11 protein-coding genes are annotated in these 12,247 nt (G+C 69.4%); all 11 read left to right on the top strand.

Features of this window, described 5'->3' with window-relative positions; all coding sequences use genetic code 11:
* Window positions 1–207: 207 nt before the first annotated feature.
* The 11 genes from DFR50_RS03395 to araA all read left to right on the top strand — a co-directional run bounded on the left by DFR50_RS03395 (window position 208) and on the right by araA (window position 12,245).
* Entirely contained in the window at window positions 208–975 is a 768-nt protein-coding gene (locus DFR50_RS03395; protein ID WP_170153034.1) for a CDP-alcohol phosphatidyltransferase family protein, read from the top strand.
* Between the two features lie 17 nt (window positions 976–992).
* Entirely contained in the window at window positions 993–2,162 is a 1,170-nt protein-coding gene (locus DFR50_RS03390; RefSeq protein ID WP_113887798.1) for a glycosyltransferase, read from the top strand.
* A 137-nt stretch (window positions 2,163–2,299) separates the two neighbouring features.
* Window positions 2,300–3,067, top strand: coding sequence for an SDR family NAD(P)-dependent oxidoreductase (locus DFR50_RS03385; RefSeq protein WP_113887797.1), 768 nt, complete (start codon window positions 2,300–2,302; stop codon window positions 3,065–3,067).
* A gap of 301 nt (window positions 3,068–3,368) precedes the next feature.
* Window positions 3,369–3,596 (top strand): DUF2934 domain-containing protein, encoded by a 228-nt coding sequence (locus tag DFR50_RS33525; RefSeq protein WP_170153033.1) that lies wholly within the window; start codon window positions 3,369–3,371, stop codon window positions 3,594–3,596.
* A 100-nt stretch (window positions 3,597–3,696) separates the two neighbouring features.
* Window positions 3,697–3,870, top strand: coding sequence for a hypothetical protein (locus DFR50_RS31860; protein WP_170153032.1), 174 nt, complete (start codon window positions 3,697–3,699; stop codon window positions 3,868–3,870).
* Between the two features lie 458 nt (window positions 3,871–4,328).
* Window positions 4,329–5,291 (top strand): alpha/beta fold hydrolase, encoded by a 963-nt coding sequence (locus tag DFR50_RS03370; RefSeq protein WP_113887794.1) that lies wholly within the window; start codon window positions 4,329–4,331, stop codon window positions 5,289–5,291.
* Entirely contained in the window at window positions 5,292–6,806 is a 1,515-nt protein-coding gene (locus DFR50_RS03365; protein WP_113887793.1) for a glycosyltransferase family 39 protein, read from the top strand.
* Window positions 6,807–6,828: 22 nt separating this feature from the next.
* Window positions 6,829–7,950, top strand: coding sequence for a glycosyltransferase (locus tag DFR50_RS03360; protein WP_245427287.1), 1,122 nt, complete (start codon window positions 6,829–6,831; stop codon window positions 7,948–7,950).
* A gap of 23 nt (window positions 7,951–7,973) precedes the next feature.
* Window positions 7,974–8,627, top strand: a complete 654-nt coding sequence (locus DFR50_RS03355) for a sulfate transporter family protein (RefSeq protein WP_113887791.1) — start codon at window positions 7,974–7,976, stop codon at window positions 8,625–8,627.
* A 419-nt stretch (window positions 8,628–9,046) separates the two neighbouring features.
* Window positions 9,047–10,714, top strand: a complete 1,668-nt coding sequence (locus tag DFR50_RS03350; RefSeq protein ID WP_113887790.1) for a ribulokinase — start codon at window positions 9,047–9,049, stop codon at window positions 10,712–10,714.
* A gap of 22 nt (window positions 10,715–10,736) precedes the next feature.
* The gene (araA, locus tag DFR50_RS03345) at window positions 10,737–12,245 is read left to right on the top strand and encodes an L-arabinose isomerase (protein WP_113887789.1); all 1,509 of its coding nucleotides are present in this window, start codon (window positions 10,737–10,739) and stop codon (window positions 12,243–12,245) included.
* Window positions 12,246–12,247 lie beyond the last annotated feature (2 nt).

Raw genomic sequence — 12,247 nt, 5'->3', positions numbered from 1 at the left:
GGGCCGCCCGGGCGTCGCCGAGTTGTCGGCTCGCAGCGGCTCCTGGATCGCAGCCCGGAATCGGCGCCTTGCGGCCCTACTCTTGCTGTGGCATTGACAGTGTTTGCGCCGAGTGAACGCATTTCCACGGGATCGAGTCCTGCGCGGGGGGACGGGGTATCCCGTCGTATGCGTCAAGACTGGTCCGGGTCGAGGCGGGTTGAAATCATGACGTTCAAGCGGTCATATTATGACACCCGCATCCACAACAGCATGCTCTCCGGCCCGGAACGTCGTCTCCTGAACTGGACCGTCGAAAACCTGCCGGAGTGGGTCACACCCAACATGATGACCTCGCTCGGCGTGTTCGGCGGGGCGGTTGTCTTCTTCGCATGCGTTTCCGCCAACTATAATCTCAAGTTCGCCTATGTCGCCATTCTCGGCCTGCTTCTCAACTGGTTCGGGGATTCTCTGGATGGCTCTCTCGCCCGGATGCGGGGATTGGCTCGGCCTGCCTACGGATTCTATCTCGACCAGTTCGCCGACGTGGCGTCGCATTTCCTCCTGCTGTTCGGGTTGGGGCTGTCGCCCTTCATGCATCTGAGCCCGGCGCTGATGGCCCTGCTCGGCAGCATGCTGCTGATGTTTTACGATCTTCTGCAACTTCCGTTCAGCCGCACGCACCAGCTCGCTTACTTCGGCTGGGGACCGACGGAGCTGCGGATCGTCATTGCGGCCGGGTTCGTGTTCGAATCCGGGATGGGAATCCACTCGGTGACCAGCCCGTTCGGCACGCTCACGCTGTTCGATCTGGTGGGAATGATCGTATTCGTGGTGGCCGTCGCCAGCGTCGCGAGGGCCTTTTTGATCGACAGTCCGCGTTTCGCCGCCCTGGAGCGCCGCAAGCAAGTCTCGCGGCCGGCCCGGCCGGATCTCGTGACCCTGCGCGCGGCGGGCGAACCGGCGCCGGCGAACCGGACGACCGTAGGGTCCTAGCCGAGGGGGCCTCCCCCGTGCCGGCTCTCATCCTCGAGGCGTCGCTCGTCGCGGTCGTGGCGGGCGCCTTCGTTCTTCACGTGGCGACGGCAGCCATGACCGTGCGGCGACTGCGCTCGCCGAGGGAGCCGGACGGCGCTCTCCTCGCAAGTCGCCCGTCCGTGAGCGTCATCGTTCCGATCGTCGCGCTGGGACCGGGAGAGGTCGCGACGGCGCTGTCGGCGTTCGGAATCGGCTACAGCCGGTTTGAACTCTTGTACTGCGCGTTCCGCGCCGACGAGCCGGGCCTCGACGCGCTTCGTCGCCGGATCGCCTCCGCGCCCGACGTGAACGCCAGGCTGCTGATCGGCCGCGAGCGCCGTTCCGCCAACCCGAAACTCGACAACATGGAAAAAGGGTGGGCGGCGGCCCGGTCCGACTACCTCGCCATCGTCGACAGCAATGTCGACGTTCCCTCCGACCTCATCGAAAGATTGCTGGCGGTTTGGGACGAGTCGACCGGATTGTCGTGCTCCATCCCGATCGGCGTGAGACCCACGGGATTCTGGGCGCATGTCGAATGCGCTTTCTTGAATACGTTCCAGGCGCGCTGGCAACTCGCGGCCGACAGCCTCGGCGCCGGCTTCGGCCACGGCAAGGCGATGCTGGTGCGCCGGGACTTTCTCGCCGCCCGCGGCGGTCTTCAGGCCCTGCATTTCGATGTCGCCGAGGATTCGGCGGCGACCAAGATCGTCCGGGCCGCCAACCTCGGGGTCAGACTGGTTCAGCGTCCCTTCGAGCAGCCGCTCGGCCGCCGTGAGGCGACGGCGGTCTGGAACCGCCATTTGCGTTGGGCGCAGCTGCGCCGCCGCTCCTTTCCGCAGGTGTTTTTTCTCGAGGCCTTCGGGACCGTCGGCGCGCCGCTCGTCGCCGGGCTCCTGCTGGCGGCCTGCGCCGGCTGGCCGCCGCTCTGGGCGGCGCTCATGATCGCCGGATCGTGGTATGCAGTCGAAGCCGGGCTGGCGGTCGCCGTGGGCTGGCCGTGGCGGCCGATATCGTTCGCGGCCTGTCTGGTTCGCGACGGCATGGCGCTCGCCATGTGGCCGGTGGCGCTCGTCAGGGCGAGCTATTCGTGGCGAGGCCAGTCCGTCGAACTGGCCGATTCCTCCCGTCTGTCGGCTGCGACGGGACGCCGCCGCCAGTTCTGAAACACGAGCGCATGTCCGCCCCGCGCGGGCGTCCCGGCGGCGAAGGGTTCGCAGGCGTCCCGGCGCAGGGACCGGCGCTTCGCCAGGGCGCGCCGAGCCCGGCCGGTTTTCGAAACAGCAGTGGGAAGGGAGTTCGCATGCCTCGGGCGATCGTCATCACCGGCGCGAGCAGGGGTCTCGGGCGCGCGCTGGCGGTCGAATACGCCGCCCCCGGCGTCGCGCTCGCCCTGATCGGGCGCGACGCGGCCGCCCTCGGCGCGGTGGCGCGCCTCGCGGAGGCGAAAGGCGCGCGGGTGCGGATCGGCCGGATCGACGTGCGCGACCGCGACGCCCTCAGCGCTTTCCTGGTCGAGACCGACGAAGCGGACGCGACCGATTGCCTGATCGCCAGCGCCGGAGTGACGATGGTCACGCCGCGCGCCGGCGCGGTCGAGGATCTGACGCGCGCGCAAGATCTGTTCGACGTCAACCTCAACGGCATGATGAACACGCTGGCGCCGCTCGCGCCGCGCATGCGGGCGCGCCGGCAGGGACAGATCGCCCTCTTCGGCTCGATCGCCGCCTTCGCGCCGCCGCCGGATTCGCCGAGCTACGCCGCCAGCAAGGCCGCCATCGTCGCCTTCGCGCTCGCGACCCGGGCGCTCTACCACGCCGACGGCGTCTCGGTCAGCGTCGTCTGCCCGGGGTTCGTCGACACCGACATGACCGGCTCGTTCGACAGCGCAAAGCCCTTCCTCCTGAGCGCCGAGGACGCCGCGCGCCGCATTCGCCGCGGCCTGGCGCGCCGGCGGGCGGTGATCGCGTTTCCCCGCCGCCTCTATTACGCCGCGCGGTTTCAGCAGCTGCTTCCGGAGCCGTTGCGACGCCGCATCCTGCTGGCGTTCCGCGCGACCGCCCGGCCCTGAGGCCGGCGAGCGAGGCGTGCGCGCCGGGGATAGGATCGGGTTCGACAAAATGTGCATGTTGACGAGTTGTCTGCACGATCGCGTCCGCGAATCGGCGACAAGCAAATAAATCGCCTTTAATTTTTCGGTAATCCTGTTCTCACTGAGAATACCGCCTATGTAAGGATTGTCATCACAAAATATTGTCTACGATGGATACAATTCTATCGCCAGACAATCAGACCAAAATAGAAGACAAGCGGCCATAAATCCCAGAAAATAGCGGCGCGGCTTGCCGAAGACAGTCAAGGAGGAAGCAAAAGTGAACACCAGGGAACGCAGGATTCGCGAACTCGCGTATCGTCTATGGGACCATGCGGGCAGGGCGGAGGGCGGCGGCGAGGGATACTGGTTGGCCGCGACTGCGGAGGTCGAACGCAACGAGGAAGCGGGCAGGCGAAAGTCAGGCGCCCCCGTTCGCAAAGCGACCGACATGCGCTGTGAAACGGCGGCGGATTGGGGACTGCGAGGGCGCGACCCGAGCTTCTGACTCGGCTCTTGCGCGTCCGTGGGGACGATGAGCCTCGGCCCACGACAGCGGTCGACGGGGCGCGGACCTTCCCGTTAACATTGACATGGAAAATTAACCCGTGATGAAACAAGCATCAGACGAACGCCAAGCCTTGTTGATCTGGGCAAGAGCGCTCGACGCTGCGGCCGAGGCGGCTCAGGCGAAGATCAAGGCCACGCTCGCGGCCAATCGCGTTGAAGTCGGGAAGAAACGGAAGGCGGTTTACGGCGAACAGCCCGTGGTCCGCTTGTGATGCTCTTGTTTCTGGAACGGGGACGCAAGCGGAGGAGGCGGATCGAAGCGGAGGCGGAGTCGTTGATCCGACGCCTCGGTCCGGGGGCGTTCGATGCGGCTCACGAGAGGGAGCGCAAGGCCGAGGCGTTCGCCTCGGTGAGATATTGGCGCTCGGTCAGGAAGGCGATCGCACGCGAGACGACGGCCGAGACGCATCGGCTCAGGGATGCGCCCCCCGACACGGGGCGTCCGCCAGCCGGTCCGTGAGCGGCGCAGGCCCCTGCAAGGGCATGCGACAGGCCCAACCGATTCTGGGCTCGGCGCGAGCCGCCTCCCGGGTCGGCAGGCGCGCGTCCCGACCGCGCCAGCGAAACGGGCCCGCAGCCGCGCCGGACGGAGACCGGCGCAAGGTTGGCGCTGCGAGCGTCCGGCTGATAAGACGCGGCCAATACGGAATCCCCCGTTTCGAGCCGACGGATGCCCCTGGCGTCGACGAGCGACAACCCGGCTCCTCCCGGCGCGATCGAGCACGCCGTCCGGACGGCCGACGGCGTGCGGCTGCGCGCGGCGCGCTGGGCGCCGGCGGGCGCGGCGCGCGGCACGGTGGCGATCTTCGGCGGGCGCGGCGAGTTCATCGAGAAATATTTCGAAGTGGCGCGCGACCTGCTGGCGCGCGGCTTCGCCGTCGCGGCGCTCGACTGGCGTGGCCAGGGCGGCTCGGAGCGGCGGGTTCGCGACGCGAGCAAGGGCCATGTCGACGACTTCGCCCAGTTCGGACGCGACCTCGACGCCTTCACAGCGCAGGTCCTCGCGCCCCATTGTCCCCGGCCGTGGATCGGCCTCGGCCATTCGATGGGGGCGGCGATCCTGCTCATCCTCGACGCGGACGGGCTGCGTCCGTTCGAGCGGCTCGTGCTGACCTCGCCGATGATCGCGGTCAAGGGCGTCGACCATCGCGGCTTCGCCCGCTTCGCGATCGACGCGCTCGGCGCGCTCGGACTGGGCCGCGCCTTCGCGCCGGGAAACGCGCGACAGACCTTTTGGGCGCGGCCGTTCGCAGGCAACGTCTTCACCACCGATCCTGGCCGCTTCGCCCGGATCGCGCGCCTGCTGGTCGAGGCGCCGCACCTGTTTCTCGGCGGCCCGACGATCGGCTGGGCGCGCGCCGCCTTCCGGGCGATGCGCCGGTTCGACGATCCGCGGGTCGCCTGGGGCGACGGAACGCCGGCGCTGATCGTCGCCTCCGGCGCGGACCGGGTGACCGATCGCGCCGCCGCCGAGCGGTTCGCGGCCCGGCTCGCGCCGGGAAGCCTGGTGGTGATCGAGGGCGCCGAACACGAGATCTTGATCGAGCGCGACGCGCTGCGCGACCAGTTCTGGGCCGCCTTCGACGCCTTCGTCGCCGGCGCGCAATCGCCCTCGCCGCCGGCGGCGCCCTGAATGACGGGGGGGACGATCCGCAACCCGGACCGGCTGGCGGCGATCGTTATCGCCGCCTTCCTCGTCGCGCGGCTGGTCTTCGCGCTCCTCCTCGGCCCCGGCGTCGACGAAAGCTACACCCTGGCGATCGCGCGCACGCCGGCGCTCTCCTATTTCGATCATCCGCCGCTGCATCAGTGGATCGCCCATGCCGCGGCGAGCGCCTTCGGCGAGGGCGTCGGGGCGCGCCTGCCGTTCCTCGCCCTGTTCGCCGTCACGGGCTGGATTTATTATCGCATGACGGCGGATCTGTTCGGCCCGCGGGCGGGGATCGTCGCGGTCTTCGGCCTCGACGCCGCGCCGTTCTTCTTCGCCTCCGCCGGGACCTGGATCGTGCCCGACGGACCGCTGCTGTTCGGGCTCGCCGCGGCGGCCTGGGCGCTCGCGAAGCTGTTTTTCGGTCCAGGGAGCGGGCGGGCGACGGAATGGGCGCTGTGGCTCGCGGCCGGCGGCGCGCTCGGCCTCGCCGGCCTGTCGAAATACAGCGCCGCCCTCGCGGTCGTCGGGGTCCTCGCCTTCGTCGCGATCTCCCCGGGGCGGCGGCGATGGTTCGCCGACCCCGCCCCTTACGCCGCAGCCGCGCTGGCGCTGGTCATGATCGCGCCGGTCGTCGTCTGGAACGCCCGGCACGGTTGGGCGTCGTTCGGCTTTCAGGGCGCGCGGGGGGCGGCGGGATCGGGCCTGAAGCCGGCGCAGGTCGCCGCGATGGCGCTGGGCGAGGTCGCCTATCTGTCGCCCTGGCTCGCGGCCCCGCTCGGGCTCGGCCTGATCGCGGCATGGCGGAAGCGCGCTGACGAGCGGCGGCTCTTCCTTCTCTGTCTCGCCCTGCCGCCCATCGTCGTCTTCACCCTGACGCCGCTCTGGGGCGCGCGCGGGCTGCCGCACTGGGCGATGCCCGGCTGGTTCTTCGTCTTCGCCTTGATGGGCGCCTGGGTCGAGGACGCGCACGTGACCGACCGGGCGCTCGGCCGATGGGGGTTGGCCTGCGCTGGCGCGCTGGCCGCGATCGCCGGACTGGTCGCCGTCGAGGCCCGGACCGGCTGGCCGCTGCGGCTCCTCGCCCCGGGCGCCGCGGACCCGACGCTCGAGGCGCTCGACTGGGGCGCGCTTCGCGACGCGCCGGCGATGCGGCCGCGCCCCGCCTTCGTTCTGGCGCAAAAATGGTCCGACGCCGGCAAGATCGCGCTCGCGCTCGGACCCGAGACCCCCGTTTTCGTGATCTCGGACGACCCGCGCGGCTGGGCTTTCGTCGCCGGCGAGAGCGGCCTCGCGGGTCGCGACGGGGTCCTGGCGACCCGGGCGCCCGACGCCGCCGCGGCCGCGGCCAGGGCGGCGGAGATCGCCGGTTCGCTCGGCCCGCCGCAGGCATTCCTGTTGACGAGGGGCGGAGAACCGGCGATTGCGCTCACGCTCATTCCCGTTCACCGCTTGACGCGTGCGCTTCCCCTCCCTTATCCGGGCGCGCCCGGCGGTTGACCCGTCGCGAGAGGCGATCGAGGTGAATTCAGACCTGATGCCGGCGTCCGTGTCGCCGACCGTTTCGGTGATCGTGCCGACCTACCGGGAATCCGCCAACGTTCCGGCGCTGTTCGAACGAATGAAGGCCGTCCTCGACGGCCTGCCTTGGGAAATGATCGTCGTCGACGACGACTCCCCCGACGGCACGGCCGACATCGCCTTCGCGATCGCGGCCTCCGACCGGCGCATGCGCTGCCTCAGGCGGGTGAACCGGACCGGCCTCGCCGGCGCCGTGATCGAGGGCTGGATGGCGTCGAGCGCCGATTTCGTCGCCGTCATCGACGGCGACCTGCAGCACGACGAGACGATCCTGCCAAAGATGTACGGCCTGATCGAAGCCGGCGCCGGCGATCTCGCGGTCGGGACCCGCATCCGCGAGGAGGCCGAGGGCGGGCTGTCCCCGTCGCGGCAGGCGTTGAGCGATCTGGGCAAATGGGTCTTCCATCGCATCGCCGGAACCGCGGTCTCCGATCCGATGAGCGGCTTCTTCATGATCCGGCGCGACGTCGTCGCGCGGCTCGCGCCGCGCCTGTCTCCGGACGGCTTCAAGATCCTGGTCGACGTGGTCCTGTCGGCCGGCGGCGGCCTGCGGATCGTCGAGGTTCCGTACCGGTTCCGCAAGCGCACGGCCGGCGAGTCGAAGCTCACGCCCCTGGTCGGCCTCGACTTCCTGGGTCTCGTCATCCATCACGCGACCGGCGGCGCCCTGCCGGTGCGCTTCGTCCTGTTCGCCCTCATCGGCCTCGTCGGCCTCGGGGTTCACATCCTCGTCCTGTCGGCGTACCGCACTCTTGTCGGGCCGGCGGACTTCCAGGCGGCGCAGATCGTCGCCACGATCGTCGCCATGGGGAGCAACTTCGTGCTCAACAACGAGATCACCTATCGAACCCACCGCTATCGCGGGCCCGGCATGATCGGCGGCTTCGTCGCCTTCGCGCTGGCTTGCGGGGTCGGCGCCCTGGCCAACATCGACGTCGCCTCGATGCTGTACCGGTCGCACCAGACCTGGTGGCTTTCCGGCCTCTCGGGCGCCGCGCTCAGCGTCGTCTGGAACTACGCGGTCAGCAGCCGTCTCGTCTGGCGTCCGCGCCGCGGCCGCTGAGCGGGAAGGGAGCCCGACGGGCCATGATCGGCGACGCCCTCGACGCATTTTCCCAGATTGTCTCGCCGCCGTTCCGGCGCGTGATGGCGAAGTCCCTGGCCCTGACCGCGGCGATCCTGGTTCTCGCCGGCGTCGGGCTCGACCGGCTGGCGTTGTCATACGTTCACGTCGAGACGTCCTGGCTCGGCGCCCTGCTGTCGGCGTTCGTCGCGCTCGGGCTCGTCGTCGGCATGATTGTTCTCGCCCCGCCGACGGTCTCGCTGGTGGCGAGCTTCTACCTCGACGACATCGCCGCGATCGTCGAGCGCTCCCTCGATCCGCGCGGCGTCCCCGGCCGTCCCCTGCCGCTGTGGCCGTCGCTCGTGTTCGGGCTGCGGTTCGCGCTGCTGTCGATCGTCGTCAACGTCGCGGTGCTCGCGCTCACGATCTTCACCGGCGTCGGCCTCGCGGCGTTCTTCGTGCTCAACGGCTATCTGCTCGGCCGCGAGTATTTCCAGCTTGCGGCGATGCGTCACATGTCGGCGGCCGAGGCCCGGGATCTGTTCGACCGTCATTGGCTGGAGGTGTTCGCGGCGGGGGCGATCGTCGCCGCGCTGGTCGCCGTGCCGGTCCTGAACCTGCTGACGCCGCTGTTCGCCACCGCCTTCCTGACCCGCGTCTACAAGCGATTCGCCTGATCGCCGGGCGCAGGGAAGCGTCGGAGACTCGCGTCCCGAGGGGCCGCGCCCTCGCCGCGCCGTCGCCGAACGAGCCCGCGCTTGGCCGCGAAAACCCGCGTCGTGAGCGGTTCGGCTGCGGCGTTCGGCGGTCTGCGTGCGAGCGGCCGCTGGACGCCGACGGCGCATTTGTATGATAATTGTGTTGGCGCGACGCCCGGGCTCGGATATTGCCGAGAACCGTCGACGGGAACGGTCGTCGGCCGGAGGAAAGACGAGGCGATGGGAAGCGGGAGCGACAATCCGTGCGCCGGGCGGGCGACGCGCCCGCCGCCGCCCGGAGTCGGGCCGAGGCGAGCGCGCTCCCGTCCGGAATGCGAACCCGCCGCCCCCCTGCAACCGGAGAGAGCCGGTCCGCGGCAGCGAATTTCGGAGCGCGCATGTTTACCCTAGGTCTCGATTACGGCACGAACTCGGTCCGGGCGCTGATCGCGCGGTGCGCGGACGGAGCCGAATACGGCGCCTGCGTCATCGACTATCCGTCCGGCGCGCAGGGCATCCTGCTCGACGCGAAGGACGGGCTGCTCGCGCGGCAGAGCCCCAGGGACTACCTTTACGGCCTCGAAGCGAGCGTGCGCGGCGCGCTGGCCGCCGCCTCGGCGCGGCCCGATTTCAGCCCGGCCAAAATCGTCGGGATCGGCGTCGACACCACGGGTTCGAGCCCCCTGCCGGTGGATGCGCTGAACGTCCCGCTGGCGCTCGACCCGCGTTTCAGCGCCAACCTTTCCGCCCAGTGCTGGCTGTGGAAGGACCACACCGGCTGGAGCGAGGCGGCGAAGATCACGGAACTGGCGCGCGCCATGCGGCCGCAATACGTCGCCAAATGCGGCGGCGTCTATTCCTCGGAATGGTTCTGGTCGAAAATCTGGCGCTGCCTCGCGGTCGCGCCCGAGGTGTTCGAGGCGGCCCATTCCTGGGTCGAGATCGCCGACTGGATCCCGTCGGTGCTCGCCGGCGTCACCGACCCGCGCGCGATCAAGCGCGGCGTCTGCGCCGCCGGGCACAAGGCGCTCTACGCCGACGACTGGGGCGGGCTGCCCGACAAGGCGTTCCTGAGCGCGCTCGATCCGCGTCTCGCCGACCTGCGCGACCGGCTGTACGAGGAGGCGTGGGACGCCGACACGGCCGCCGGCGCGCTCACGCCGGAATGGGCGGACAGGCTCGGCCTGACGGCGGGGATTCCCATCGCCATCGGCGAGTTCGACGTCCATTACGGGGCGATCGGCTGCGGGGTGCGCGAGGGCACGCTGGTCAAGGTGATCGGCACCTCGACCTGCGATTGCGCGGTGGTGTCGGCGAGCGAGGAAGTCGCCGACATTCCCGGCATCTGCGGCATCGTCAAGGGCGCGATCCTGCCCGGCTTCTTCGGCATCGAGGCCGGCCAGTCGGCGGTCGGCGACATCTTCAAGTGGTGGGTCGAGGGGGTCTGCCGCGGCGACGCCGCCCTGCATGCGGCCCTGACCGCCGAGGCCGAGCAGCAGAAGCCCGGCCAGAGCGGCCTTCTCGCGCTCGACTGGAACAACGGCAACCGGACGATCCTGGTCGACCAGCGTCTCACCGGGCTGATCCTCGGCCAAGACCTGTACACCAGCCGGGCCGACGTCTATCGCGCCCTGATCGAGGCCACCGCCTTCGGGGCGCGGGCGATCATCGAGCGCATCGCCGAGTACGGCGTCAGGATCGACCGGGTCGTATGCAGCGGCGGCATCGCGGAAAAGAATCCGCTGCTGATGCAGATCTACGCCGACGTGACCGGCCGGACCATGCATGTCGCGGGCTCCAGCCAGAGCTGCGCCCTGGGTTCGGCGATCGCGGCCGCTGTGCTCGCCGGCCAGCATCCGGACTTCGCCGCCGCGCAGGCGGCGATGACCAGCCTCAAGCCGGTCCATTATCAGCCGATCGAGGCCAACCGGACGGTCTACGACCAGCTCTACGTCCTCTATCGCCAACTCTACGACAGTTTCGGCGGCCTCGACCGCTCCGCCGACCTCGGCCGGGTCATGAAGGACCTGATCGAGATCAAATACGCCCAGCGCGCCGCCGCCTGACCTTCAACGACGAAAGACTCCCATGATTCTCGAAGCCAAACCCGAAATCTGGCTCGTTTGCGGCTCCCAGCACCTGTACGGGGCCGGGCCGCTGCGGCAGGTCGCCGACAATGCGCAAAACGTCGCGGGCGCGCTCGACGCTTCGCCGAAACTGCCGCTCAAGGTCGTCTACAAGGCGCTTCTCACCACTCCGGACGAGATCGTGAAGCTGTGCCAGGAGGCGAACGCCGACGTCAATTGCGCCGGGCTCATCCTGTGGATGCACACGTTCTCGCCTTCGAAGATGTGGATTCGCGGTCTCAACGTCCTGCAGAAGCCTTTCGTCCATCTCCACACGCAGTTCAATCGCGACCTGCCGTGGTCGACGATCGACATGGACTTCATGAACCTCAACCAGTCGGCGCACGGCGACCGCGAGGCCGGCTTCATCCACACCCGCATGCGGCTCGGGCGCAAGGTCGTGGTCGGGCACTGGTCCGACCCCGAGGTGCACGAGCGCATCGGCGCGTGGATGCGCGCCGCCCACGCCTGGGCCGACTGGCAGGGCGCGCGGTTCTGCCGGTTCGGCGACAACATGCGCCAGGTCGCCGTCACCGAGGGCGACAAGGTCGCGGCGGAAATGAAGTTCGGCTTCTCGACCAACGGCTACGGGGTCGGCGATCTCGTCAGGACGGTCGACGGCGTGTCGGACGGGGAAGCGGAGGCGCTCGCGGCCGAGTACGAGGAACTCTACACGGTCGCGCCGGCGCTGCGCCGCGGCGGCGACCGTCACCCGTCGCTCGTCTACGGCGCGCGGCTCGAACTCGGCTTGCGCGCCTTTCTCGGCAAGGGCGGATTCAAGGGCTTCACCACCACTTTCGAGGACCTGAACGGCCTCAAGCAGCTTCCCGGGCTCGCGCCGCAGCGGCTGATGGCCGACGGCTTCGGCTTCGGCGCGGAAGGCGACTGGAAGACCGCCGCGCTGGTGCGCGCCATGAAGGTCATGGGCGACGGGCTGCCGGGCGGAACCTCGTTCATGGAGGACTACACCTACGACCTGCCGCCCGACGGCCATCTCGTGCTCGGCGCGCACATGCTCGAGGTCTGTCCGACGATCGCCGAGGCCAAGCCCTCGCTCGAGATCCATCCGCTGGCGATCGGCGCCCGGGAGGATCCGGTCCGCCTGGTGTTCAACGCGCCCGCCGGCCCGGCCCTCAACGCGACGCTGATCGACCTCGGATCGCGGTTCCGGCTGATCGTCAACGAGGTGACGGCGGTCAATCATCCGGTTCTGCCGAAACTGCCGGTCGCGCGCGCGGTGTGGGAGTGCAAGCCCGACTTCAAGACCGCCTGCGCCGGCTGGATTCTGGCCGGCGGGGCGCATCACACCGGGTTCAGCTACGCCGTGACCGCCGAGATGCTCGAGGACTTCGCCACCATCGCCGGCATCGAATGCGTCCGGATCGGCGAGGGCACGACGCTGCCGGCGTTCAAGCAGGAACTGCGCACGAACGAGGTCTACTACTACCTCGCCCAGGGTTTTCGCGCCTGACC

Origin of the sequence: Roseiarcus fermentans (assembly GCF_003315135.1) — a bacterium.
Classification (GTDB): domain Bacteria; phylum Pseudomonadota; class Alphaproteobacteria; order Rhizobiales; family Beijerinckiaceae; genus Roseiarcus; species Roseiarcus fermentans.
Note: the sequence above shows the minus strand (reverse complement) of the source record. Positions and strands in the feature narration are given on the sequence as shown.

What these genes read in the sequence shown, in the direction of transcription:
- DFR50_RS03355 (WP_113887791.1), top strand. Translation starts at nt 7,974, where the DNA reads ATGATCGGCGACGCCCTCGACGCATTTTCCCAGATTGTCTCGCCGCCG.
- DFR50_RS03385 (WP_113887797.1), top strand. Translation starts at nt 2,300, where the DNA reads ATGCCTCGGGCGATCGTCATCACCGGCGCGAGCAGGGGTCTCGGGCGC.
- araA (WP_113887789.1), top strand. Translation starts at nt 10,737, where the DNA reads ATGATTCTCGAAGCCAAACCCGAAATCTGGCTCGTTTGCGGCTCCCAG.
- DFR50_RS03395 (WP_170153034.1), top strand. Translation starts at nt 208, where the DNA reads ATGACGTTCAAGCGGTCATATTATGACACCCGCATCCACAACAGCATG.
- DFR50_RS03370 (WP_113887794.1), top strand. Translation starts at nt 4,329, where the DNA reads ATGCCCCTGGCGTCGACGAGCGACAACCCGGCTCCTCCCGGCGCGATC.
- DFR50_RS03350 (WP_113887790.1), top strand. Translation starts at nt 9,047, where the DNA reads ATGTTTACCCTAGGTCTCGATTACGGCACGAACTCGGTCCGGGCGCTG.
- DFR50_RS03365 (WP_113887793.1), top strand. Translation starts at nt 5,292, where the DNA reads ATGACGGGGGGGACGATCCGCAACCCGGACCGGCTGGCGGCGATCGTT.